Origin of the sequence: Ralstonia sp. GX3-BWBA (assembly GCF_003290055.1) — a bacterium.
In the GTDB taxonomy this organism is placed as follows: Bacteria; Pseudomonadota; Gammaproteobacteria; order Burkholderiales; family Burkholderiaceae; genus Ralstonia; species Ralstonia holmesii.
Window position 1 is genome coordinate 431,194 of the sequence record NZ_QMKS01000024.1, and the last position, 24,027, is coordinate 455,220.

Below are 24,027 nucleotides of genomic sequence, written 5' to 3' on the forward strand. Positions count from 1 at the left end.
AGTAGGAAAGAAAAAGCCGTTCAGCATCGTGCAGAACGGCTTGGAGAATGGGCCAGCCTTGCTGGCCCATTTGCATTGCAGGAACGCAGTCAGTGCATCAGTGCGTCAGGGCGCCGCCTATGGTGGTGAGTGCGCCGCCCACCGTGCCTGTCACCGGTGCCAGCGGCGTGGTGGCGCCCGTGGACGTGACGGAGGTGCCCACACTGGTGACCAGCGAGCCGATCGGCGCCGTGCCGCCAGCGGTCGGCGTACCGCCCAACGCGCCGGTCACCGCACCCAGCGGGCTGCTGCCTCCTCCTACGCCGCCCAAGGCATTCGTGATCGGCGCCAACGGGCTACCCGATGCACTACCGCCAGACAGCGGGCCGCCCAGTGCTGCCACCGTGTTGCCCGTGGCCGTGACCACGCCGCCCAGGCCCGAGACGCCCGGGGCATTCGTGGCGGTCAGCGACGTACCGACGTTGGCCACACCATCGCCCACCGTCTCCAACAGGTTCTTGGCAGGCGCGCCCAGGCCGGTGCTGTTGCCCAGCGTCTGCGTGGCAGTGGTCACCTGCGAGGTGAGCGGCACCACAGCGGAACTGACCTGCTGCGTGACCTGCTCCACCGGCCCCGTCGACAAGGCCGTGCCAAGCGTGCCGCCCGCGCCCGCCACTGCCTGCCCAACCTGCGAAACCGCGCCACCCACCGGTGACGTGACCGGCGACAGCGGCTGCAACGGCCCGGAGCCGAGACTGCTCACGAGGCCACCCGTTGCATCGACGGTATTCCCGACCTGCGTCACCACGTTGCCGGTGCTCGACACCGTGGTGCCGACCGGGTTCGAGCTGGTGCCGATGCTACCCAGGCCCGATTGCACGCCCGTGCCGAGCGCCGACACCGTATTGCCCACGTTGTCGACCACGTTGCCCAGCGCCGACGCACCCGGCAGATTGCTGCCGCCCACCGTCGACCCCAGGCTGCTGATAGCGTCCCCCGTGGCCGTCACCACCCCGCCGCTTTTGTAGGCGATGTCGCCGGTGGGCGTGGTGGACGCAGTCGTTGTCGTACCCCCCGAGCCGTTGGAACCGGAGCCGCCGCCGTTGCTGGCAGAGCTGCCATCGCTGCCGGTGGTACCGCTCATGTCACCCGAGCCGGAGCTGGCGCAGCCGCCCAGCACAAGCAGACCTACCAAGGCCGCCGAAACCAGTGTTCCTCGTTGCAATGCCTTCATGTCTGCCTCCCGCTTTAAAAATGCGCTTGATAATGCGCGCTTTGCCTGATTCGATCCTTTATCGGTGCGCCATCCGAATCACTGGATAGCGCGTTCAAATTAAGTCTATTAACCGAGTCGATGGCAATTGCAAACATTGTCAAACGCCGGCGATCCCTGGTCTGAAGCCAACTAGGCCCAGGGGATCGCCGCCAGACGAAGTGCCACCGTGGCGCAAACGTTCGCCTTGCAGCAAGATTTCCGGATTATGTTTGGAGGCAACACTCCAAATTACCCAAAATGGGTTAAACGGCGAACACACGTTATCTGGCTGCGGTACGCAAAAATGGCAGGCGCGGCATGCGAAGCCCCGGAGCGCGCTGTGGCACGGTCGCATCAAAGTGATGGCGTTCGATCACGATGCCGCGCGCCGGCGCCGCCTCGATGAAGTGCTCGACCATCTCGCGCACGTCGGGGTCGATGTAATCTGCTCGGGCACCGTCGACGATGAGCGTGGCGTGGTCCGGCACCTGCGCCAGATAGCGCTTGAGCGGCACCTTGCCCATGAACGACACATCCTTGCGGAACGACAGCAGGAAGTGGTCGTGATGGCGCGCCATGACAATCGTGCGGCGCAGGTTGGCGCGGATCGCCAGCGCGATGCTCAGCGCAATGCCGATCACGATGCCGATCAGCAAGTCCGTCAGCAGCACCCCGACGATGGTGGCGATGAAGGGTGCAAAGCGATCCCACCCCTGCCGCGCCACCGCCACGAACAGCGACGGCTTGGCCAGCTTGTAGCCGGTGAAGATCAGGATGGTGGCCAGGCACGCCAGCGGAATCAGATTGACGATGGTGGTGAGCGCAAACACGCTCGCCAGCAGCAGCACACCATGCACGACGGCTGACCAGCGGCTCTGCGCGCCGGCGTGCACGTTGGCCGAACTGCGCACGATGACGGACGTGATCGGCAGCCCGCCAAACAGGCCTGCCACCAGGTTGCCCACGCCTTGCGCCTTCAGCTCGCGATCTGGCGATGCAGCACGTTTCTTTGGGTCGATCTGCTCGACGGCCTCCAGGCACAGCAGCGTCTCGAGGCTGGCCACGATGGCCAGTGCCATCGCTACGCGCCAGACATCGGGATTGCCCAGTGCCCCGAGTGCGGGCGACTCAAGCGCATCGAGAAACGCCCCGAACGAAGCCAGCGACGGTAGATCGACACGATGCTCGGCCGGCACTGCAATGCCCGGCGCCACCACCTCAAGGAGCAATGTCACGCCAATGCCGAGTGCCACCACAACCAGCGGCGAAGGCAGCGCGCGGACCAGCGTGAATCGCCGCAGCATCGGCGTATCCCAGCCGATGAGCACGGCGGCTGACAACAGCGTCACCAGCAGCGCCGTCAAGGACATCGACCCCAACGGCGTGGCGACCGTGCCCGCGCCGGCCGCACCATCGGCCCCTGCCAGCCCAAGCGCCAACGGCACCTGCTTGATGATCAGCAGCAGCCCGATCGCCGCGAGCATGCCCTTGATGACCGACGACGGCACATACGCCGCAAAGCGCCCGGCGCGCAGCATGCCGAACACAAACTGCAACGCGCCCGCCAGCGCCACGGCCATCAGAAACGCCGAGAAACCGCCCAGCTTGGCAATGCCGTCCACGACGATCACGACGAGGCCCGCAGCCGGGCCGCTCACGCTCAGTTGCGAGCCGCTGAGCAGCGCCACCACCAGGCCGCCGATCATGCCGGAGAGCAGCCCGGCAAGCGGGTCAACGCCCGATGCATTGGCAATACCCAGGCACAGCGGCAGGGCGACAAAGAACACGATAAGCCCGGCGAGCATGTCGCGCGGGAAGAATGCCGGTGAGGTTGGTGTTTGCATGGTTGTTGGAGTTGTATGAATTGCGCACGCGCGAACGCCTGCCTGCGGGCGGGGCACCGCCGGCATGCGTGAGGAGAGAAAACGTCGGGAAACAGCGGCGGCCGCAAACGCCGCCGCCGATCGGGTTAAGCGATGGCCTCGGCGGGCATCAGGATGTCGCCGCGGGTGGCGTGTTCCGCATCAGGATCGCCCGAAGCCAGCACGCGGATGTGCCCATCGGCCAGGCCGAAGATCCAGCCGTGTATGCGTGGCGGGCGTTCTGCCTCGCGCACGATGGCGCTCTCGCGCAGGCAGCGCACCTGTTCGAGCACGTTGAGTTCGGCCAGGCGATTGACGCGTGCATCCAGATCGGACACGGCATCAAGTTCTGTACGGTGACGGCCGGCCAGCGCGCACAGCGGCGCAATGCGGCGCGCCACGTGCGGCAAACCATCGGGCGGCGGCAGCAGCGATGCACGTACGCCACCGCAGCCGTCATGCCCGCACACGATCACGTGCGCGACCTTGAGCACGCGCACCGCATATTCCAGCACGCTCATCGTGTTGTCGTCCGCCGGACAAACAAGATTGGCGATATTGCGATGGACGAATAAATCGCCCGGGTTGGAATGCGTAATGGTTTCAGCGGGCACACGGCTGTCTGCACAGCCGATCCATAACACCTGGGGTTGTTGGCCTTGGGCCAAACGTGAAAAGAATCCGGGATCACGTGTGGCAGTTTCGTGCGCCCACGCGACATTCTCGACAAGCATGCGTTTCGGTCGATGCATTGGTATGGCTCCTGCGGAATCTGCGAGACCGCTGCAGGCCGGAAACCCAGTTGGGCGGGTGTTCGCGACAACGTTGCAGTGCAGCGGAAACGTTACGAAAACCATCGTATGAGAAAGGTTCCCGCTGTGCCAGTGAGGGTATCGACGTCAAATCGGATCGAATATGCACCGATAATGCGCACGCCCTGCGCGACTCTGTCGCACCGATTATCTGCAATCGGGAAACTGCGTGCAGTTATTCCACTGCCCAAGTTATCTATCCGAAATATTTAATTCTTGGATCGGAAAATATTCCATCACAGGTGAATGACCAGCACCCTCGATCAACCACGTGGGTGCCCGCATTTGGGGCACGTTTTCTAAGCCGATCAACAGCTTGCGCGTTAGCCCAGGCGAACTTGCGCAACCGCTTCGCGCCATTGCGTGAACCGCTGGGCACGCGCTTGCGCATCGCCATCGTCGCGTCCGTAGCGCAGGGCGACGTAACCGGCGGCTGCATTGCGCAACGCCTGAGCCGCGTGCGGAAACTGCGCGGCGGCACGCTCGGCATAGGCCGTCGGGCCCTCTGCCGGACCGCGCGCGCAACCATGCCTTGCCAGCCGGTCACACAGGCGCTGCCACTGGGCCTGCACCGGGTCAGGCTTGGGCTTGCGCTGCTGCCACAGCAGCGGCAGCGCAGCGAGCAGGAACAAACCCGACACGCCCCACAGCACCGCGCGGGGGTCCGCTGCATCCAACCCAAGCCACGCAAACAGCCGCGCCTGGCGGCTGCGGTCGTAGCCGAGCACCCAACTGTTCCAGCCGCTGATCAGGCCATCCAGCCCCCAGCGCACGCTGCGCAGCCAACCCGGTTCTTCTGCGCGGCGCGAGCGGAATTCGCTGGCGGGCACGGCGGCAGCCAAGCCACGTTCAACGCGTTGCGGCGCGACGGCGGCGGTTGGGTCCACACGCACCCAGCCGCGTCCGTCGAGCCACACCTCAGCCCAGGCATGTGCATCGGACTGGCGCACGATGATGTCGCCGCTCATGGCATTCACCTCGCCGCCGAGGTAGCCCACCACCACACGCGCCGGCACGCCCGCCGCGCGCATCAGGAAGACGAAGCTGCCCGCGTAGTGCTCGCAGAAGCCACGGTGCGTGCGGAAGAGAAAATCATCGATCTGCTGATCCTGCAACGGCTCCGGTTCAAGCGTGTAGGCAAAAGGTGCGCGGCCAAACAGCTTGAGCGCCGCCGATACGCGCTCAGGCGGCGGCAGCTCGGCCCATTGCGCTGCCAGCGCACGCGCTTGGCCGTTGCCCGGCGGCAACGCCAGCGCCATCTGCTGCGTAAGCGGGTCGAGCGGGCGGGCGTCGTCCGCGCGATTGCGCTCGGGCAGCCGCGAGCGCGCGTGATAGCGCACGCGCTGGTCGAGCGGTTGCGTGCTGATGAATTCGCCGTCGATGCTGCGGCCGGTGCCGTCTCGCGCCTCGATCGACTGGCCGCGATCGAGCGCAAACAGCCAGCGCTGGCGCGTCGGTTCCAGTGTGATGTTGTAGTCGAATACGCCCGGCGCGCCGCTCATTGCGTTCGCAGAATTGGGTACGCTTTCCGCTGCGGGACGTTGCCGCATCGACGCAGCCGTCCACGCTTGGCCATCAAAACGCCACAGCACCATGCCGCGCCAGTAGAGCGTGTCGAGCGGTGGCGGCACGCCGGCAAAATCGACACGGAAGGCAAGATCGTCGGAGAGGATCAGTTGACCGACGGAGCCGGGCGCCATGCGGTCAGACAGGCCGCTGACGGCGGTGTCGGCAGTTTGCGGCAGGCGCCACAGCGGATGATCCAGCCGGGGGAACAGCAGGAACAGCACCGCCGCGCACGGCAACCCCATGAGCACCAAACGCGCCAGCACACGCGCGGGGGATACGCGCGTACGCGCCTGCGGATGCAGCAGCAACAGCCAATTGCGCAACAGCAGCGCCACGGTCGCCAGCATGGTGGCGGCCAGCCAGGGCGGCTGGTCGAACAGCCCCTGCGAGAGCAGCAGGAAACAGCACAACTGCGTGACGAGCACGCCGTTGCGCACGGTGTGCGATTCCATCAGCTTGAGCACGAGAAACGCGCCAAGCAGCGCCACCGACAAGTCCCGCCCAATGTTTCCGCCGGTGCGCATGGCGAGTGCCAGCGTCACGACAAGGGTGGCCACGCCCGTCAGCCCCAACAACCACTTGCCCGGCAACGGCGCGCCCCGCACCCACAGCAGCGCGCGCCAGAGCAGCAGCACGCCGAACACGGCGCAGGTCACCAGCGGCAGCGCACGCAGCAGCGGCACAAGCACGACAGCAAGCTGCGCAATCAGCCAGCCGTGCTCGCGATGGGTCAGCGCGCGGGCCGAACCGAAGGCGGCCGCTTCGGTGCCGATGGTGGCAGTGGTCATGTGGCCACCTCCCCGCGCATGTCGATCATCCGAGCCGAGTGGTGTCGGTGGCCGGCGGCATTCGCGGCCGTGCGCATCCCCGCTGCGCGGGGCCCCTGCTTACTGCTCATGCCGGCCCCTCTTCCGGCATCGCAGGCTTACCCCACAACGCCAACGCACGCAGACATGCGTCCCGATGCGCAACACCCCGCGCCGGGCCAATGACAGTGCCCGGCAGGCTCAGCGTGTATTCGGGTTCATCGCCGGCGGGGGCGTGCTCGGCGGCCAGCACCCACGCGCACAGGCGCGACAGGCGTTGTTCCACGTTCATCGAGGGCGGCAGCGCTTCCCACGCGAGCACGCATTGCGCGTGGCGGACTTGCTGGCCGGTGCGGCTCATCCACGTGTCGAGCCGCGCGCTGTGCTTCCAGGCAATGCTGCGCAGTGCGTCGCCGGGGCGGTACGTGCGCAATTGGTCTGCGGCTTCTTCGACATGGGTGCGGGCGGCGCGCGTGTCGTCTTCGTCGCCAGGGTCGGGCGCAAAGCTGGCGGGCAGCGGCGGCGCGGAAGGTTCCGGTGCGGGATAGACCAACAGCGTGAGCGGCGCATCGGCATAGCTCCACGCGCGAAACAGGCCAAGCGGAAAACGCGTCGACACCGTCAGGCGCGGCAACTTGAACCAACCGCGCGGCTGATCGGCGAAAGACAACGCGGCCACGATGGCGTCTTGCGCGTCGAGCGATGTTTCCACCGCGGCGGCTTGCGCGGCGCTCACATCCACACCCACACGCGCCCATGGCGTGACATTGGCCAATGCCACGCCAACATTCAACGCATGTCCGGCAAACACGGCATCGCCCGCCGCGCCGCGCACTTCCAGATCAACGAGGTTGCGATGTGTCTGCCACATGGCGGACGCTGCCACGCCGGCCAGCACGAAGGTCAGCAGAAAACCGAGGCTCACGTTGTAGTTGAGCGAGGTGAGCAGCATCACGACCAGCAGCAACGCAAAGCCGCCGCCGGCCGCAGTGGGCAGGATGTAGACGTGATTGCGGTCCAGGCGGATGCGGCCTTCGCGCGGCTTGCGCGGCCGTTGCAGAAAGCGTTGCACACGCGAGCGCGCAAAGCGCACGCCGGGCAGCATCGCCAGGCCCGCACCGAGCACACGCAGCGGCGCCAACAGCAGAGACGTGAACCGCGCCATGACGCCGCGTACTTAGGGAATAGCGACCGTGTCGAGCAGCCGCTGCGCCAGCGCGGTGGCCGACAGCGTGCCGCCCGTGGGCAACAACCGGTGCGCCGCCACGGCCTTGAATACGGCTTGCACGTCTTCGGGCAGCACGGCGTCGCGGTCATCGATCAGCGCCCAGGCACGCGCCGCCGCCAGCAACGCCAGCCCGGCGCGCGGCGACAGACCCATCTGCACCTGTGCGTCGATGCGCGTGGCGTTCACCAGCGCGAGCACGTAGTCGACCAACGCCGGCGCCACGTGTACGGCATCGGCGGTCGTCTGCAAGGCGATGACCTGCGCGGCGGTCAGCACCGCTTCAATGTCTTGCGGCGCACCACCCCCAAGGTACAACGCACGTTCCGAACTTTGATCGGGATAACCCAGCGACAGCCGCATCGTAAAGCGATCCAACTGCGATTCCGGCAGCGGATGCGTGCCGATCTGGTTCAGCGGGTTCTGCGTGGCAATCACGAAGAACGGCTCGGGCAGCGGATACGTCGCCCCGTCATGCGTGACCTGCCCTTCGGCCATGGCTTCGAGCAGCGCGCTCTGCGCCTTGGGCGTGGCGCGGTTGATTTCGTCGGCCAGCACCACCTGCGCGAACAGCGGCCCGGGGTGGAATTCGAATGCGCCCTTCTCTTTCACGTAGATCGATACGCCGATCAGGTCGGTCGGCAGCAAATCGCTCGTGAACTGCACACGCTGGTATTGCAGCCCGAGTGTGCGGGCCAGCGCATGCGCCAGCGTGGTCTTGCCCACGCCCGGAAGGTCTTCCAGCAGCAGGTGCCCGCGTGCGATCAGACACGCCAGCGCCAGGCGAATCTGCAGCGGCTTGCCGAGCACGACGCGATCGAGCGCGCGTTGCGCCTGCGACAGCGCAGCCGGCAACGTGAGCAGCGTAGCGGGTGTCGTACGAACGGGAGACAGCGGGGCTTGGTTGGGCGTCATCAAGGTGCGGCCGAAGCAACAATGCCAGCGAGTGTAGCGGCATCGCACGACACCCGCGCGCCCATCTCTCGTGTGCGTGAGTGCGCTACAACATCAGTCCGGTTTGCGCGCGGGGATAGCCGCATCGAGCAACACGCGTGCCGTGCGCGGCAGGCTCTTGATGAGGCGCGGCGCATCGGTGCCGAAGGTCTGGCTGGCGGTGTAGGCGCCTTCGATCAGGAAGGCCAGGTCGTCGGCCAGCGCATCGGGATCGCTCGCACCGGCGGCTCGGGCGCGGTCACGCAGGCGGGTGAGCAGCAGCGCCTTGTTGCGCTGGACAAACTGCCGCGCCGGATGCGTCAGGTCCGGGAACTCCGCCGCCACATTCACGAATGGGCAGCCCCGGTAGCCGGGGCGCGAAGCGCGCTCGGAGACATCGATGAAGAACTGCAGCAATTGCGCTCGCGCATCGTCCGGGTGCTTGGCCACGCTCGCGTTGAAGTAGCCCCAGAAGCTCTCGTCGCTGCGCTCCAGGTAAGCGATGACGAGATCGTCCTTCGACTTGAACTGGCGGTACAGGCTCATCTTGTTGACGCCGGCCTTCTCCACCACGGCCTCGACGCCCACGGCCCGCACGCCTTCGTAGTAAAACAGTTGACGAGCCGCTTCGAGCAAGCTGGCGTGAGCGTCCTCACCGCTGATGCGACGCGGCGTCGGCTTGGGTTGCTCAACGGTGGTGGAAAGCGCGCGAGGTCCGCGACGATTGAGGGTGGCCATGGTGGTGCTCCTGCAAGCGCGGTGGGGCACAAACCCCCAGCCACGCCGGTGTCATTCGAATGCTGCTTGACATGTTACCGACCGGTACCTACTATCGCAACCACGTTGTTACCGACCGGTAACGAATGCGATATTGTCGCCCCAACAAGAATTAAGAATCGAAAGAATCGGACAGCCCATGCAGCGACTTGCCCGCCTCATCGCCCCCCGTTTTCACTACAGCTGGCTTGCGCTGGCGGTGGTGTTCCTGATCCTGCTATGCGCGGCTGGCACGCGCGCCACGCCCAGCGTGATGATGCTGCCGCTCGAGCACGAATTCGGCTGGAGCCGCAGCACGATCTCGCTGGCCATCTCGATCGGTATTGCCCTGTATGGGCTGACGGGGCCGTTTGCAGCGGCGTCGATGCAGTATTTCGGCATCCGCCCGACGGTGCTCGGCGCGCTGGCGGTGCTGATTTCCGGCACGGCACTCTCGGCGATGATGCACGAGCCGTGGCAGATGGTGCTGCTGTGGGGCGTGATGGTAGGCGGCGGCACGGGCGTGGCGGCCATCACGCTGGGCGCGACGGTGGTCAATCGCTGGTTCACTTCGCATCGCGGGCTGGCCATGGGCATCCTGACGGCCAGCTCGGCCACGGGGCAGCTTGTGTTCCTGCCGATGATGGCCGCAGTGGTCGAGAGCTACGGCTGGCGCCCGGTGGTGCTGATCGTGGCCGGCGCGCTGGCGTTGCTGTTGCCGGTCGTGTGGATGCTGCTGCCGGAATCGCCCAAGAGCGTCGGTCTGCGCACCTATGGCGAACCCTCCGATGCGCCGGAAGTCGATCCAGGCCCGCGCGCCAACCCGATCACCCTGGCCATGCAGACGCTCGTGCAGGCGGCCCGCAAGCGCGATTTCTGGCTGCTGTTTGCCAGCTTCTTCATCTGCGGTGCGAGCACCAACGGCTACATCGGCACGCACTTCATCGCCATGTGCGCAGACCACGGGTTCTCTGAAGTGAAGGGCGCGAGCCTGCTCGCGGCGATGGGGATTTTCGATCTGGTGGGCACCACGCTGTCGGGCTGGCTGTCCGACCGCTACAACAGCCGCGTGCTGCTGTTCTGGTACTACGGCCTGCGCGGCCTGTCGCTGATCTACCTGCCGTATGCGTTCGGCTTCGAGTTCTTCGGCCTGCCGGTGTTCGCAATCTTCTATGGTCTGGATTGGATTGCCACCGTGCCGCCCACCGTGCGCCTGACCAACGACGTGTTCGGCAAGGCCGCGGCGCCCATCGTGTTCGGCTGGATCGTCGCGGGGCATCAGTTAGGCGCGGCATTCGCCACGCTGGGTGCGGGCATGATGCGCGCTTCGCTGGGCAACTACACGCTCGCTTCCATGATTTCGGGCGGGCTGTGCGTGGCGGGCGCCTTCCTGGTGCTGCGCATTCACCGCACGCCCAAGCAGGATGCCGAGCGCGCGGGCCAGCCAGCTACCGCGTAATCAAGGTTTCAGGAAACCGTACTTGGCCAGCACCGCCTGGCCGGCGGGCGACAGCACATACGCCACGAAGTCGGCCGCCGGTTGCGGCTGCTTCGTGCCCGAGGTCACGGCGATCGGGTACGTGAGCGGTACATTCAGCGGCACGGGGCTCGCAACCTTCACCTTGTCAGCGGCGATGGCGGCATCGGTGGAAAACACCAGGCCGGCCTCAACCTCGCCTCGCGACACATAGTCCAGCGCCTGCCGCACGTTCTGCGCCAGCACGGCCTTGGCCTCCACCGGCTCCCACAGTTTGGCCGCTTCCAGCGCACGCTTGGCATAGCGGCCCACCGGCACCGACGCCGGATTGCCGATCGCCACACGTTTCACTTCGGGCCTCGTGAGATCGGCCAGCGCATGCACGGGCACCGTGCCCGTGGCGGGCACGATCAGCACGAGCTGGTTAGCGACAAAGTCGTGGCGCGTCTCGGCCTTGATGACTTTCTCGGCCACGGCCTTGTTCATCGCCTCCTGATCGGCGGAGGCAAACACGTCTGCGGGGGCGCCCTTCACGATCTGCTGCATCAGCACGTCCGACGCGCCAAAGTTGAGCACGACCTTGGTGTCCGGGTGCAGCACTTCGTACTGCTGCGCGATCGTCTTGAAGGCGTTGGTCAGACTGGCGGCCGCTGAAACAACCAGGTCCGCCGCATGAACGGGCGCGGCCAAACCCAGCGCCAGCGCAGCGACCAGACCAATGGCGCGCACGTGCGCGCGCAGCGAGAAGCGTTGCATGAAGAACCCGGGAAAGTGGATGGATGACCGGCCGTAATATACGAGTCGATATAACGCTCGGTCAATGCGCTACCTGAATGCCGGATATCACGCTCTGGTCATGCGGCTTCAGGTGCGATCGGCTCGCGCGGCTTCGCCAATGCAATCGGCAAGCCGCCCCGCAATGGGCTGGCGGCTGTGGCGGGGGCGTTCGATTAAACCGATCTCGCGGTAGAACGTGTCGTCGCCCAGGCTGATGGCACGTGTGCCGGACGGCCAGGTGGCTTGCGCGGCGGTCTGCGGGGCAAGTGCGACGCCCTGCCCGCGCGCGACGAGCTGGGTCATGCCTTGCAGCTCGTCGAGTTCGATCACGTCGCGCGTGGTGATGCGCTGGTCGCGCAGGAACTGATCGACGCGACGGCCGCCGAACGAGCGGCGGTCGTAGCGGATGAACGGTTCACGCGTGAGCAGCGCGCGCCAGTCGTCGCCGGGCATGCTGGCGGGCACCAGCAGCACGAACGGCTCGGCCACCAGCGTGCGCCATTCCAGATCGGCCGGTACCGCAAACGGAGGGCGGATCAGCACGGCCAGGTCGATCTCGCCGGCATCTACGAGGCCGAGCAGGTCAAGTGAGACACCCGGCAGGATGCGTGCGCGGCAATGCGGGAATTCGCTGCGAAATTGCACCAGCGCATCCACCAGGAACGACGTCTGCACCGAAGCAATCGCCCCGATACGCACAAGGCCGCGCTGCTCGTTGCCGCCGGCCTGGTCACCGAGACGGTCGTACAGCGTGACGATGTGCTCGGCCAGCGCCAGCGCATCGCGCCCCGCGGCGTTGAGCGTTGCCGAGCGGCCCGTGCGATCGAAGAGCGGGAAGCCGAGCGAGGCCTCCAGACGTTGGATCTGCGCGCTCACCGCCGACTGCGTCAGGCCGATGCGATCGCCCGCGCCCGCAAAGGTGCCGTGCCGGGCAACGGCGATGAAGGTCTTGAGTTCTCGAAGCATGGAGCGCGCGCGTCAATGGAGAAGCGCAAGGATACGCGCGCCGCGCCGGCTCACTTGGCAAACAGCGACGCCATGTTGGCAAACGCCTTGATCTCCATCGCGTTGCCCGACGGATCGAGAAAGAACATCGTGGCCTGCTCGCCCACTTCACCTTTGAAGCGGATGTGCGGCTCGATGATGAACTCGATGCCGGCGGCACGCAGCTTGTCGGCGGCAGCTTCCCATTCGGGCATCGACAGCACTACGCCGAAATGGCGCACGGGCACGTTGTCGCCGTCGACGGCGCTGGTCTTGCGATGGCCGATTTCGTCCGGCGCCAGATGGGCGACGATCTGATGGCCGTAGAAATTGAAATCCACCCAGTCCGGCGAACTGCGCCCCTCCGGGCAACTGAGGATGTCGCCATAGAAGGCGCGCGCCGCGGCAATGTCGTGTACAGGAAAAGCCAGGTGAAACGGGGCAAGCACGGGTGTGACGTCGCTCATGGTGTGGGGGCAAAGGCGGCAGTGATTGAACAAGGCGGCACCGGCACGCAGGTGGGGGGCACCCACGCACCAGGCCACGCGGATGAGTCTATGCGTATCCATTCATCCACAAAAGCGATGATTTTTCGCACTGAGCACCATCAATATCGATTGATTGACCAAAAAAAACGCCGCTCAACGGCGGCGAAAGAGACACACGGTAGGCGCGCCTGCATGGGGTGCAGACACGCAAAACTCGGACGATTCAGGCGAAAACGAACGGCGTCATGACCGCTTCAACATCGGCCAGCGGCAGGCGCACAGTGCAGACGGTGGCATCGCCCGGCACATTGGCAACGCGGAAACCCGCATCACGCGCCAGGCTGATCATGCGGCGGTTGATGGACAGCACCTCACCGAAGACCTCCCGCGCGCCGGACACCCGGGCCGCACGGACCAGCGTGGCGAACAAACGCCGCCCGACGCCCTTGCCCTGCCACGCATCGGCCACAAGCATTGCAAATTCGGCCACACCGTCTTCCACGACGAAGCGGCCATCGGCGATCAGGTCTTCGCCGGTGCCGTCGGGGCGCGCCACGCTCACGACCAGCGCCATGTGGTTCACGTAATCGATTTGCGTATAGGCGGCAAGCATCTCGTCGGTCAGCCGGCCCCCGCCCACCAGGAACCGCGCATAACGCGACTCGGACGACAGCCCTTCGACCAGAGCGGCCTCAAGGGGCGCGTCTTGCGGCAGAATCGGGCGCACGGTGGCGATGGAGCCGTCGTGCATGGTCCAGCGGTCGATCCATTCGGCGGGGTAACGGTGGATGGTGTAAAGCATGGGGATCTCCTCACGCGATGGATCGTTGTTATTGACCGCCAGCACGGGATCACCGCCTGACTTTCTAATTTGAAGCTAGATTAGCAGAAACCCTGACTTTTGCAAGTAAAGTCAGAATTGACTATGCTTTTGCCATGAGAATTCCGGAACCCTTCCCCGTCCCAGCGGCGTCGGAGCTTGTGACGTCGATGGAAGAGCCCTGCTCCATCGCGGCCGCCGTGTCGATCGTCGGCGAGAAATGGACGTTGCTCGTGCTGCGCGAAGCGTTCTCGGGCGTGACCCGGTTTGATGAGTTTTTGCGCCGCACGGGGTGCTCGTCGGCGATCCTGTCGTCGCGGCTCAAGGCGCTGGTGACGTACGGCATCCTGCGTCGCGTGCCGTATCAGGAACCGGGCGACCGCGTGCGCGATGCCTACCGGCTCACGCGGGCGGGCGTCGACCTGCTGCCCGCCATCGTCGCGCTGATGCAATGGGGCGACCGCTACCTCACGCCCGACGGTGAGGGCCCCATGCTGTTGCGCGACCGCGAAAGCGGCACGCCGATCCACGTGGCGCTGGTCAATGCGCTGGGCGAGCCCGTTGCACCCAAGAACTCGATGCGTGAGCGCAATCCCCGTTATGGGCAGGTGGGAAATCCTGCTGCCAAGGCCGCGGATACGCCGTCAGACAACGGGTAACACACAACTTTACAGGCCCGGAAAAACGCCCTATCGTCGCGGATGAATGGGCAAATGGCCGCGTTCGGCCCGGCTTTCCAACGCATCCCGCGCCTTGCCCCATCGCTTGATGGCCGCCCCTCCTGATTTCGCCCTCGACCTCGCTGCTCACGTCCGGAACCACGACCGCCATGCCTGATGCCGTGGTACCGCTCTACCACCAGATTTACGTCGTCCTGCGCCAACAGATTCTTGAGGGCCGGTTCAGTGACGGCCCGATGCCGGGCGAAATCGAGCTGGCCCGCCAGTTCGGAGCCTCGCGCGTCACGATGCGGCGCGTGTTCGACTACCTCGTCAAGGAAGGTCTGGTGCGCCGCCATCGCGGCATGGGCACGTTTGTCGTCAAACCCGATGACCCGCTGACGATGGGCGGCGGCGCCCAGACGCTGCTGCAGAACATCATCGACGTGGGCGAGCGCACCTCCGCCGTCGTCGTCGAATTTGAAGACGTGCTGGCCCCGCCCGACGAGGCCAAATGCCTGGAAATCGCACCCGGCACGCCGATCAAGAAACTCGTGCGCGTGCGCCACTTGGAAGACACGCCCATGGCGCTGATCACCACGTGGCTGCCGCTAGACGTAACAAGCAAGCTCACGCTGGACCGCCTGGCAAACCAGTCGCTGCTGCGGCTGATCGAGGGCTCGGGCGTGCGGATCGATCGTGCGTCGCAGGTGGTGTCTGCCCGTTTGGCCGATGTGGCGACGGCGCAATATCTGGATGTGACAGTGGGTGCGCCGCTGCTGTCCGTTCAGCGCATCGTGCGCGAGATGAGCGGGCGGCCCGTGCAACTGCTGCAGGGCCTCTACCGACCAGACCGCTACGAATACCGCATGGAGCTGTCGCGCGTGGGCGAAGACCGCGCTCGCCTGTGGATCGACAACGCCGGCCACGACGTGCAGGGCGGCCACAGCGAAGACGTGGAAGAGGCCCCTGCCTCAGCGCCCAACCCCGCCGGACAGCGCGCCTGACACCACCCCCAGCAAGGTTATTGGCCGCCAGCAAGCCCAGAGGAAAGTTGTTAGCATCGCCGCTTCGCTGCGATGCAGCAATTTCCTCCATGAGGTTTCCATGTCGACCTCGCCTGCGTCCCCAACGCCCGCCACCGCCGCCACCGCTCCAGCCGCACCTGACACCCAAGGGTTGATCCGCCTGCTCACGGCCGGTGCGGGCATCAGCGTGGCATGCATTTACCTGAACCACCCGTTGCTCGGCCTCATTGGCCGCGACCTTGCCATCGCGCCGCACGCGTTGGGCGTGTTGCCGACGCTCACGGCGGCGGGCTATGCCAGCGGCATCTTTTTCTTCGGCCCGCTGGGCGACCGGTACGACCGTCGCATCGTCATCCTGTGGAAGGCGGTGCTGCTCACGCTGGCGCTCATCGCCAGTTGCCTTGCGCCCAACCTGCCAGTGCTGGCTGCGGCGGGCTTTGCAGTGGGGCTGTCGGCCACCATCGCGCAGGACTTCGTGCCCAGCGCTGCGGCCATCAGCACTGACCACAACCGCAACCGCAACATCGGCACGGTGATGACGGGGTTGCTGATCGGTATCGTCAGCTCGCGCGTGTTCAGTGGCATCGTGGCGGACCACTTCGGCTGGCGCGCGGCATTTGGCGTGTCGGCGGTGGCGATTGTCGGGCTGGCGATTGCCGTGCGCGCCGCCCACTTTGGTGTGGCGCCGCCCTCCGCCACCATGCGGCAGCCGTACCTCACGCTTCTGCGCTCTCTCGGCACGCTGTTCGCCCAGCACCCGCGGCTGCGCGCATCGGCCATCACGCAGGCGTTCATCGGCATTGCGTTCTCGGGCTTCTGGTCGACCGTGACACTGCATCTGACGGGTTCGCTCGGCCTGTCGACGGGGCAAGCGGGTCTGCTGGGCCTGGCCGGCGCAGCGGGCGCGCTGGGTGCGAGCATTGCGGGGCGATTGTCAGGCCGCGTTGCGCCGGGCCACATCGCGGCGGGCGGCGCGTTGCTCATGGCAGTGACGTTTGCCGCAATGTCGCTGTTCCCGCAATCGCTCATCGCCATCGTGATCGGCACGCTCGTCTTTGACGTGGGCGTGCAGGCAGCGCTGGTGTCGCACCAGACCATCATCTATGCGTTGGCACCCGAAGCGCGCAGCCGCATCAACGCGGTATTCATGACGGCGCTGTTCATCGGCATGTCGGTGGGCGCGTATGGCGCGAGCCTGGCGTGGACAAGCGCGCGCTGGACCGGACTGATGGCGTTCTGCACGGCGGCTGCGTTGGTGGCGCTCGGGTTGCGCGTGGTGTTCAACGCGCGGCAGGGGGCGCGGTAAGCCGAATCGGCCGGGTACGCGCATTGAGCGTACCCGTTTCTGCGTAACCTCAGCACCCCCGTTCCACACCTCCCGCAACACACCATCTCATCCATCGGGGCAATTCCGGGGCGCGACAATCCGCGACATGTCGCTACAATTCTGAGGGTCAGCTTAGGCTGCCCACAGAACAACCACACCGAGACGCCCTCATGGATAGCACTGCAACCCCGCATGCGGTTGACCCGCACGACACACGCCGCCGCATCTTTGCCATCGTCGGTGCGTCGTCGGGCAACCTCGTCGAATGGTTCGACTTTTACGTCTACGCGTTCAGCTCGCTGTACTTTGCGCCGGCGTTCTTCCCCAGCGGCGACCGCACGACGCAACTGCTGAACACGGCGGGCGTGTTTGCGGCTGGCTTCCTGATGCGTCCGATTGGCGGCTGGCTGTTCGGCCGCATTGCCGACAAGCGCGGCCGGCGCACGGCGATGATGATCTCGGTGCTGATGATGTGCGGCGGCTCGCTGCTGATCGCGGTACTGCCAACGTACGCGCAGATCGGTGCGCTGGCCCCGTTCCTGCTGCTCGTGGCGCGGCTGTTCCAGGGCCTGTCGGTGGGCGGAGAATACGGCACCAGCGCGACCTACATGAGCGAGGTGGCGCTGAAGGGTCGGCGCGGCTTCTTTGCCTCGTTCCAGTATGTGACGCTGATCGGCGGTCAGTTGTGCGCGGTGCTCGTGCTGGTGATCCTGCAGCAACTGCTGACGACGGCCGAGCTGAAAGCCTGGGGCTGGCGGATTCCATTTGTGGTTGGCGCGCTGACGGCGCTGATCGCCCTGTACCTGCGTAAATCGCTGCACGAAACGCAGACCACCTCGGCACGCAAGGCCGAGCACGCGGGCACGATCCGCGGCGCCTGGCAGCACAAAGGTGCGTTCCTGCGCGTGCTCGGCTTTACCGCCGGCGGCTCGCTGATCTTCTACACGTTCACGACGTACATGCAGAAGTACCTCGTCAACACGGCGCACATGGACACCAAGACCGCCTCCAACGTGATGACGGGTGCACTGTTCGTCTACATGGTGCTGCAGCCGGTGTTTGGCGCGCTGTCCGACCGCATCGGTCGACGCAATTCGATGCTGCTGTTCGGGGCCCTTTCGGTGCTGGGGACGGTGCCGCTCATGAAGGCACTGGCCACGGTGTCGAGCCCGCTGGCGGCCTTCGGCCTCATCACGCTGGCGCTGGCCATCGTCAGCTTCTATACGTCGATCAGCGGGCTGATCAAGGCCGAGATGTTCCCGCCGGAAGTGCGCGCAATGGGTGTGGGCCTGTCGTATGCGATTGCCAACGCGGTGTTCGGTGGCTCTGCGGAATACGTGGCGCTGTGGTTCAAGCAGGCCGGCACCGAATCGACGTTCTACTGGTACGTGACGGCGCTGTGCGCGGTGTCTTTCGTCGTGACGTACTTCATGCCAGACCCGAGCAAGGAAGGGTATCTGCGCCACGAGCCGTGATGGCTCGTCGCTGATCGATGCACGCTGGGGCGCTCTGATTCGGTAGAGCGCCCTTTTTCATGTCCATTTCAATAAGCGGTCTTGCCCGTCGCCTGGCTGATTCGGCACGCAGCCCCTGGACAGGAAGTCGGCAAGCGTATTAGGGAATACCGACGCCGCAGATGCTGCGATGGGACGCTGCGTCCTACCCTTAGACGGCAGCGTGCGCACCAAACCGCTGGCGAATCAGCTCCGGCGGATAGCGATAATTCCAGCGCAACTCGGCACCGGCGGGCACGCGTTCTGTCGCAAAGAAGGCGCGGATGGAAAAGCGTCGTCCGCAACGCGAAGTCGCTTCAAACACCACAGCCTCCATGTTGTAGCCGGACTCCGCCTGCCGATCCGCCTTGCCGCGTTCGTAAGCAAAGATGGTGTTGGCCATCGCCAGGATGTTTTCACCGTCGACCCACGAATCGATGCCGCCAGCGCTGGTGCTCAGCACGAAGGAATCGTCGAGGCAGGTGTAATAAGTGGCAGGCGTCAGGAGCCGGCCACCGTAGACGCCAAGGCATTCGCCCACGGCAATGTCCCGGGCGGCAAATACACCACGCTCGCCAATGAGTGCCTCCTCGCGCGCGTCGCGTAGGTCAGCGCGCTGCATCCGCCGGCACACAAGCGTGCGTTGGTAAAGCGCGCCACGCAGACTGGGCACCACATCGGCCTGCAGATACGGCCATACGGCGTCTGCCGGGTAACGCTCGAAGCGGTCTCTGGATCGCCCGGTCGGTTCCAGCGTGGTGATGAGAACGGGCTGCTCCATTTCATCGCGAAACGGATAGCGGCAGTCGACCTCGGGCGAATACGCGAGTCGCGCAATGGCGTACGTCTGCTTGAATGCCTGCGTCTCCTCTCGAAAGGCCTGAGCGCACGTCAGCACGGCGAGGTCGTCCGGTTCTTCGGACACCAATTCCAGAATTTCGGAGCGCAGCGCCTGCGCGGCGTCGTAGAAGCGCTCGTGCCGCGCGGCAAGTCCGCTCGTCTGGGCTGCCTGTCGGAGTGACGAGCGAATACGATCGGTCAGCGCATCGGCAGAGCAAAACGTTGATGACAGCATAAGCACCACGGCGGAAGAACGAGTCACGGACGGCGACAACCATAGCGGCTGGCCGCCGCATGGCGGCGCCACGGCGCGAAACGAACCGTTGCGAGGCGAAACGGGTCTCGCCAATCGAATTCCTTTCGCAAAGGAAAAAGGTCGCCCGATCTGTCGCCGCGTTGAGCTGCGCCGAGGAACTGGCGTCAAGCGTCTCGGCAGGAATCCACCCCCCACTTCGGAGGGGAAACGTGGCACGGTTCCTGCGTAATTCGCGTCCGTTTCACGACAATAAAAATACGGGTGGGGTATGAACAAGAAGCGGATCCCGTCGATCGCGCTGGCGAAATGCGCACGCCAGTTCGGCATGGGTGTACTGAGACAGCGCGCAAGCCGTGGGGCGCATCCGCGCTCAACCGAGGCTTCTTTCCGGACACATCGCGGTACTGCCTTGACCGTAGCAGCGACGGCCTGCTCGACAGCATGTGCATCCATCGTGCCGCTCTGAGCGCCAGGCACATCGTGTCGCCGGTGAACGTCTGCTTTCGGGAGCGCGCTTAGCCGTCAGGTCCGCCCCCCCTTCTGCGATACCGCAGAACGCCCTGGAAATTCACGCGCAGGTTGCGCGGACGCGTTTCGTTCTCCGTCCTTTCCAGACCTTCGCCGCACAGTGACAGCGCTGTCCCTCATGACGCCCTTGCCTTTTACCTTGCTCCGCCTCCCTGGCCTGGCCGCCGTGCTGATCGGACTGTCGATGGCGCAGCAGGCGCATGCCTTGGCGGCTGACGAACCCCAGCGATTGCGTATCGAGCGATCAACGCTCGAGCATGTCCTGATGGAAATCACACGGTTGAGCGGCCAACCGGTGTCGTTCGCATCCAGCCTTGTGAAGGACCGCATGGCCGGCCCCATCGACGGCACGATGACGGCAGCAGATGCCGCCCGGCTGGCACTGCAAAACAGCGGGCTCGCGCTCTCCGTGCTGCCTGACGGCACGCTCACCGTCGTGGCGGCCGGCAACGCTGGCACCCCCGACTCGCAACCGCGCGACATCGGCTCGCTACCGCCATCGGAAGTCCATGGCGCAGGCGATACAGGGTTCGCAGTGCTCTCCAGCAGTGCCATCACCCGCGTGGAAATGCCGATGACGAGCATGCCGCACGCCGTCAATACGATCACGCGTGGTCTGTTGGCCAGCCAACAACCGACCTCATTGAATGCGGCACTGGCGCAGGCCGGCGTGGCATCGGTATTGGCTGACCCGACAGCACCGCCCCTCTACGCCATCCGCGGCTACCTGACCAACACAATTTCGGTGGATGGCCTGCCTGACAAGCTCGCCTCGCTGCGGCCCGTGGACGCACTGGAAGAGATCGACGTCATCAAAGGGCCGAACGCAGACGTGGCGAGCGTCACCATGGCTGGCGGCGCCATCAATGCCAGCCTGAAGGCGCCAACCGCCGTCGCGCAGCGCAGCATCGCCATGGAGATCGGCTCGCACACCGAACGTAAGGTGGTAGCCGACCTGGCCGGCGCTATCGGGGCCAACGGGTTGTCTTACCGCATCGTCGGGCTCAATGACACGACGGCCGACAGCGATGCCGGATACGCGGGCCACCGCGTCAGCTACGGCCACGCCGCGCTGGGCTGGAACGACAGCGCAACGAGCGTTACCGCCGGCATCGAATCGCTCACCAGCCGGCAGCCCGTGCCGCTCGCCACCTTTGCGCTGGGCGGCGCACCTGCTCGCGTGCCCGTGCAGCTTCCCTTCGGCAACGTAGACGACCGTGTGGAAGGCAGCGGCACGCGGGTCTACTACACGGCCTCGCGCAACTTGACCGATGACTGGGCCATCCATTCGCGGGCGAGCTATGAATCCGTGAGAGAGGAATCGGCCCAGTGGGACCTCGGATCGGCCTCGTCGTATAACGTCATGCCCAACAACACGATCTGCGGGCTGCGTCACACAGAGAGCCACCTCTGGGCCATGTCGAACGAGCTGACGGGCACCCTGTCGCACCACGCCGTGCGCCACACGTTCACCCTCGGCTGGGAAGAGATTCAGGAGCGGCAGAACCTGATCAAACCGGGGTCGGTCGCACAAGTCACGCAAGACCCTTTTGCGCCTGTACCGCTGCCGGCGGCAACGTTCATTCCGGGCAACCGGTTGTCGCAAACGTTGCGGCAATCGATCTTCCGGCTGCGCGACCACGTCTCCATTGGCGACAGGTGGGAAGTGTCGGGGTCCATCCGCGCGAACAACTACGTCGCCCTGCTGCCCCATACGCAATTGCGAGGGGTTGCCTGGACGCCCGCCGTGGGCGTGCTCTACAAGCTCACCCCCAGCACGGCGTGGTTTGCCGACTACATGCGTGGCTTCCAGATCAACACCGGCTACTTCTATGACGGCACCGGCACGCAACCCGAGCGCAGCCGCCAGGTCGAAACCGGCCTGCGGTGGGAAAACGCCCACCACACGCTGACGGCACAGGCAGCCCTCTACCGGATCGACGCAAAGAACGTGAGCCTGGCCGACGTGTCGCACCCGGGCTACTACACGCAACTGGCCGAACAAACCAACCAGGGCGTGGAACTGTCGATGCAGGGCACGGTGGCGCGCGGCTGGGAGGCGTCGCTGTGGTTGTCGGCCTCTCGTATGTCGGCAAGGCTACCGGGCGGCTACGTACCAGGCGTGCCAGCCCGAAACGCCTCACTCTGGACGACGTACACCATCCAAAGCGGCGTGATCGCAGGCGCCGGCGTGGGGCTTGGCATCAGCGCGCAAGGCCGGGCCGATGCCCATGGGGATGTCTCTTTCCGGGTGCCCGGCGCCGTGCGCGTCGACAGTAGTCTCTTCTGGCACCAAAAGGACTGGCGCATCGACGTCTTTGCCCGCAACCTGTTCAACGTGCGCACGTACGGCAACACGCTCAGCAGCAGCTACATCCCGATCCTGCCTGGCCGCACGCTGGCGCTGCGCGTCACGCACAACTTCTGAAACCCACTGTCGATTGGTCCGCCGCATGCCCTAACACGGCGGCGCGCGCGTGAGTTTTGCCTTCTCTCACCTCCCTCTGGCCTGCGATTTCGTCTCGGTGATCAGCGCTTCGGCCTTGCTGCATCGCCTGATGGCCGACATTCCCTAACGTTCCACCAAAGTCGCCCGACATGCCATTTCGCTTTGCGATCGGCGTGCCGGCACGCGGCTGCCCAGGGCTGCGCGGCCCGGCACGGGCAGAACGCGCAGGGCCATGCCGGCCCCGCGACCCGAACCGGAATCGGAAGCGATTGCCGTGCCGCCGTTTCTCTGCAGACGTCGGTCGTGCGGCGTTTCTCTCCTCTCTGTATCGGCATGCGTCCAGTCAGCGGCCTGGGCGGTGCCATGCATCACGCCTGCCCACTGAGGTGACACATGAATATGAAGGTCCAAGACAACGCTTCACTGAATATCTCGACCCAGCTCCAACTGGATCAGCCCGGCAAACAGAACCAGGCCGAAAGCCCGCTGCAGCATCTCGTGCAAGACATCCTGAAGGTGCTTGAAGCCATGCTGCGCAACGCCACCGCACAAGGCGGCGCCAATGCAGGTGCCGGCGGTGGCTCGGGTGGCCCAGCCGGCGGTGGCGCCCCGGGCGCGGGTGCTGCGCATGGCCCGTCGGCAAGCCAAGGTGCGCAAGGCGCCCAGGGTTCGCAAGGCGCGCAGGGTGCCAGCAAGGGCCAGCAAGTTGGCGATGACAACGGGGGCGACTCCGGTAGCCAGGACCCGATGCAAGCGCTCATGAAACTGCTGGAAGACCTGCTGAAGTTCATGAAGCTCAGCGAGCAGATGCAGCACAAGCTCGACACGGGCGAAGGCGCCAAGGGCGTCGATGGCGCAGGTGGTGCCAACGGCGGCAAGGGCCTCAATATGGACGACATGCTCCAGATGCTCGACGACGCGTTGCAACTGATGCAGCAGCAGATGATGACGAACGCGTTCGGTGGTGCCGATGGTGGTGCTGGCGCGGGCGCGGCAGGTGGTGCTGGTGGTGGTGCCGGCGCAGGCGCGGCAGGTGGTGCTGATGGCGGCGCCGGCGCGGGCGCGGCAGGTGGTGCCGATGGCGGCGCCGGTGCTGGCGACGCTGGCGGTGCCGACGGTTCCAACAGCACAGGCGATGCCGGTGGCGCCAACGGCGCTGACAACACGGGCGATGCCGGCGGTGCAAACGGTGCCGACGGCTCCAGCGCAGCCGATGGCGCAACGGGCGCGGACAACGCCAACGGTGCCGAGGCCAGCAGCCAGAAGAGCAACGACTCCATGATCGAACAACTGCTGAAGGTGTTGGACGATCTGCTGAAGATGCTGGCGCAACAACAGCAACAGGCGCTTGGCGGCGATCAGACGCAAGGCGGCGGCGCTGGCGCGGGTGGCGCAGGCAACGCTGGTGCGGCCGGTGGTGCAAACGGTGCAGGTGGCGCAGCGGGCGGCACGGCAGCCGGCGGGGCAAACGGCGCGTCCGGTGCATCCGGCACGCCGAACACCTCCACGACGGATGGCGCAAACGGCGCAGACGGCAGCAGCAATGGCACCAACAGCCCCATGGCCCGGCTCGAGACACTGCTCAAAGACATGATCAAGGTGCTGGAGCAACTGCAAGCCCAAAAAGCCGGCGGCGCGCAACAGCAGCAAAACCACGTGCAAGGCGCCTAAGGCCAGGCTCGTCAATCCGACGGCCGGCAACGG

Annotated in this window: 19 protein-coding genes; 7 read left to right on the forward strand and 12 right to left on the reverse strand. The window is 65.5% G+C overall.

From position 1 onward, the window contains the following. Window positions 1–97: 97 nt before the first annotated feature. From DOD19_RS24545 to DOD19_RS24575, 7 genes are all read right to left on the reverse strand, one after another. Window positions 98–1,213 carry a collagen-like triple helix repeat-containing protein gene (locus tag DOD19_RS24545; protein WP_112188713.1) on the reverse strand — a complete coding sequence of 372 codons (1,116 nt, stop codon included), beginning with the start codon at window positions 1,211–1,213 and terminating at the stop codon, window positions 98–100. Between the two features lie 302 nt (window positions 1,214–1,515). Continuing rightward, window positions 1,516–3,078: a SulP family inorganic anion transporter gene (locus DOD19_RS24550; RefSeq protein WP_112188715.1), complete on the reverse strand. Its 1,563-nt coding sequence runs from the start codon at window positions 3,076–3,078 to the stop codon at window positions 1,516–1,518. A gap of 125 nt (window positions 3,079–3,203) precedes the next feature. Then, window positions 3,204–3,848, reverse strand: a complete 645-nt coding sequence (locus tag DOD19_RS24555) for a carbonic anhydrase (RefSeq protein WP_112188717.1) — start codon at window positions 3,846–3,848, stop codon at window positions 3,204–3,206. A gap of 383 nt (window positions 3,849–4,231) precedes the next feature. Then, entirely contained in the window at window positions 4,232–6,265 is a 2,034-nt protein-coding gene (locus tag DOD19_RS24560) for a DUF3488 and DUF4129 domain-containing transglutaminase family protein (protein WP_112188718.1), read from the reverse strand. Window positions 6,266–6,371: 106 nt separating this feature from the next. After that, on the reverse strand, window positions 6,372–7,448 hold the full coding sequence (locus DOD19_RS24565; RefSeq protein ID WP_024978180.1) for a DUF58 domain-containing protein: 1,077 nt from the start codon (window positions 7,446–7,448) through the stop codon (window positions 6,372–6,374). Window positions 7,449–7,460: 12 nt separating this feature from the next. Further along, the gene (locus DOD19_RS24570; protein ID WP_112188720.1) at window positions 7,461–8,423 is read right to left on the reverse strand and encodes a MoxR family ATPase; all 963 of its coding nucleotides are present in this window, start codon (window positions 8,421–8,423) and stop codon (window positions 7,461–7,463) included. A 93-nt stretch (window positions 8,424–8,516) separates the two neighbouring features. Next, window positions 8,517–9,179 carry a TetR/AcrR family transcriptional regulator gene (locus tag DOD19_RS24575; protein ID WP_112188722.1) on the reverse strand — a complete coding sequence of 221 codons (663 nt, stop codon included), beginning with the start codon at window positions 9,177–9,179 and terminating at the stop codon, window positions 8,517–8,519. Window positions 9,180–9,357: 178 nt separating this feature from the next. On the opposite strand from DOD19_RS24575, the gene DOD19_RS24580 reads away from it, so the two are divergent. Further along, window positions 9,358–10,656, forward strand: a complete 1,299-nt coding sequence (locus tag DOD19_RS24580; RefSeq protein WP_024978177.1) for an MFS transporter — start codon at window positions 9,358–9,360, stop codon at window positions 10,654–10,656. Here DOD19_RS24580 and modA read toward each other — a convergent pair whose 3' ends face one another. From modA to DOD19_RS24600, 4 genes are all read right to left on the reverse strand, one after another. Then, on the reverse strand, window positions 10,657–11,430 hold the full coding sequence (gene modA, locus DOD19_RS24585) for a molybdate ABC transporter substrate-binding protein (protein ID WP_112188724.1): 774 nt from the start codon (window positions 11,428–11,430) through the stop codon (window positions 10,657–10,659). A gap of 108 nt (window positions 11,431–11,538) precedes the next feature. Beyond that, the gene (locus tag DOD19_RS24590; RefSeq protein ID WP_024978175.1) at window positions 11,539–12,417 is read right to left on the reverse strand and encodes a LysR family transcriptional regulator; all 879 of its coding nucleotides are present in this window, start codon (window positions 12,415–12,417) and stop codon (window positions 11,539–11,541) included. Between the two features lie 50 nt (window positions 12,418–12,467). Beyond that, window positions 12,468–12,902, reverse strand: coding sequence for a VOC family protein (locus tag DOD19_RS24595; RefSeq protein WP_112188726.1), 435 nt, complete (start codon window positions 12,900–12,902; stop codon window positions 12,468–12,470). A gap of 244 nt (window positions 12,903–13,146) precedes the next feature. Continuing rightward, window positions 13,147–13,725 carry a GNAT family N-acetyltransferase gene (locus DOD19_RS24600; RefSeq protein WP_024978173.1) on the reverse strand — a complete coding sequence of 193 codons (579 nt, stop codon included), beginning with the start codon at window positions 13,723–13,725 and terminating at the stop codon, window positions 13,147–13,149. A gap of 134 nt (window positions 13,726–13,859) precedes the next feature. On the opposite strand from DOD19_RS24600, the gene DOD19_RS24605 reads away from it, so the two are divergent. From DOD19_RS24605 to DOD19_RS24620, 4 genes are all read left to right on the forward strand, one after another. Beyond that, on the forward strand, window positions 13,860–14,402 hold the full coding sequence (locus tag DOD19_RS24605; protein ID WP_024978172.1) for a helix-turn-helix domain-containing protein: 543 nt from the start codon (window positions 13,860–13,862) through the stop codon (window positions 14,400–14,402). A 170-nt stretch (window positions 14,403–14,572) separates the two neighbouring features. After that, on the forward strand, window positions 14,573–15,409 hold the full coding sequence (locus tag DOD19_RS24610) for a GntR family transcriptional regulator (protein ID WP_024978171.1): 837 nt from the start codon (window positions 14,573–14,575) through the stop codon (window positions 15,407–15,409). A 100-nt stretch (window positions 15,410–15,509) separates the two neighbouring features. Further along, the gene (locus tag DOD19_RS24615; protein WP_112188728.1) at window positions 15,510–16,736 is read left to right on the forward strand and encodes an MFS transporter; all 1,227 of its coding nucleotides are present in this window, start codon (window positions 15,510–15,512) and stop codon (window positions 16,734–16,736) included. Window positions 16,737–16,927: 191 nt separating this feature from the next. Then, on the forward strand, window positions 16,928–18,232 hold the full coding sequence (locus tag DOD19_RS24620) for an MFS family transporter (protein WP_024978169.1): 1,305 nt from the start codon (window positions 16,928–16,930) through the stop codon (window positions 18,230–18,232). 190 nt (window positions 18,233–18,422) lie between these two features. Here the strand turns inward: DOD19_RS24620 and DOD19_RS24625 are convergent, their stop codons facing one another. Then, a complete protein-coding gene (locus DOD19_RS24625) occupies window positions 18,423–19,673 on the reverse strand; it encodes a type III effector protein (protein ID WP_239498095.1) in 1,251 nt (416 codons plus the stop codon). Window positions 19,674–19,992: 319 nt separating this feature from the next. Here DOD19_RS24625 and DOD19_RS24630 point away from each other — a divergent pair, with 319 nt between their 5' ends. Both DOD19_RS24630 and DOD19_RS27600 read left to right on the forward strand, forming a co-directional pair. Further along, a complete protein-coding gene (locus DOD19_RS24630; RefSeq protein ID WP_112188732.1) occupies window positions 19,993–22,302 on the forward strand; it encodes a TonB-dependent receptor in 2,310 nt (769 codons plus the stop codon). A gap of 414 nt (window positions 22,303–22,716) precedes the next feature. Beyond that, window positions 22,717–23,994: a hypothetical protein gene (locus DOD19_RS27600; protein WP_162634468.1), complete on the forward strand. Its 1,278-nt coding sequence runs from the start codon at window positions 22,717–22,719 to the stop codon at window positions 23,992–23,994. Window positions 23,995–24,027 lie beyond the last annotated feature (33 nt).

What these genes read in the sequence shown, in the direction of transcription:
- DOD19_RS24545 (WP_112188713.1), bottom strand. Translation starts at nt 1,213, where the DNA reads ATGAAGGCATTGCAACGAGGAACACTGGTTTCGGCGGCCTTGGTAGGT.
- DOD19_RS24550 (WP_112188715.1), bottom strand. Translation starts at nt 3,078, where the DNA reads ATGCAAACACCAACCTCACCGGCATTCTTCCCGCGCGACATGCTCGCC.
- DOD19_RS24555 (WP_112188717.1), bottom strand. Translation starts at nt 3,848, where the DNA reads ATGCATCGACCGAAACGCATGCTTGTCGAGAATGTCGCGTGGGCGCAC.
- DOD19_RS24560 (WP_112188718.1), bottom strand. Translation starts at nt 6,265, where the DNA reads ATGACCACTGCCACCATCGGCACCGAAGCGGCCGCCTTCGGTTCGGCC.
- DOD19_RS24565 (WP_024978180.1), bottom strand. Translation starts at nt 7,448, where the DNA reads ATGGCGCGGTTCACGTCTCTGCTGTTGGCGCCGCTGCGTGTGCTCGGT.
- DOD19_RS24570 (WP_112188720.1), bottom strand. Translation starts at nt 8,423, where the DNA reads ATGACGCCCAACCAAGCCCCGCTGTCTCCCGTTCGTACGACACCCGCT.
- DOD19_RS24575 (WP_112188722.1), bottom strand. Translation starts at nt 9,179, where the DNA reads ATGGCCACCCTCAATCGTCGCGGACCTCGCGCGCTTTCCACCACCGTT.
- DOD19_RS24580 (WP_024978177.1), top strand. Translation starts at nt 9,358, where the DNA reads ATGCAGCGACTTGCCCGCCTCATCGCCCCCCGTTTTCACTACAGCTGG.
- modA (WP_112188724.1), bottom strand. Translation starts at nt 11,430, where the DNA reads ATGCAACGCTTCTCGCTGCGCGCGCACGTGCGCGCCATTGGTCTGGTC.
- DOD19_RS24590 (WP_024978175.1), bottom strand. Translation starts at nt 12,417, where the DNA reads ATGCTTCGAGAACTCAAGACCTTCATCGCCGTTGCCCGGCACGGCACC.
- DOD19_RS24595 (WP_112188726.1), bottom strand. Translation starts at nt 12,902, where the DNA reads ATGAGCGACGTCACACCCGTGCTTGCCCCGTTTCACCTGGCTTTTCCT.
- DOD19_RS24600 (WP_024978173.1), bottom strand. Translation starts at nt 13,725, where the DNA reads ATGCTTTACACCATCCACCGTTACCCCGCCGAATGGATCGACCGCTGG.
- DOD19_RS24605 (WP_024978172.1), top strand. Translation starts at nt 13,860, where the DNA reads ATGAGAATTCCGGAACCCTTCCCCGTCCCAGCGGCGTCGGAGCTTGTG.
- DOD19_RS24610 (WP_024978171.1), top strand. Translation starts at nt 14,573, where the DNA reads ATGCCTGATGCCGTGGTACCGCTCTACCACCAGATTTACGTCGTCCTG.
- DOD19_RS24615 (WP_112188728.1), top strand. Translation starts at nt 15,510, where the DNA reads ATGTCGACCTCGCCTGCGTCCCCAACGCCCGCCACCGCCGCCACCGCT.
- DOD19_RS24620 (WP_024978169.1), top strand. Translation starts at nt 16,928, where the DNA reads ATGGATAGCACTGCAACCCCGCATGCGGTTGACCCGCACGACACACGC.
- DOD19_RS24625 (WP_239498095.1), bottom strand. Translation starts at nt 19,673, where the DNA reads ATGCCGAACTGGCGTGCGCATTTCGCCAGCGCGATCGACGGGATCCGC.
- DOD19_RS24630 (WP_112188732.1), top strand. Translation starts at nt 19,993, where the DNA reads ATGACGCCCTTGCCTTTTACCTTGCTCCGCCTCCCTGGCCTGGCCGCC.
- DOD19_RS27600 (WP_162634468.1), top strand. Translation starts at nt 22,717, where the DNA reads ATGAATATGAAGGTCCAAGACAACGCTTCACTGAATATCTCGACCCAG.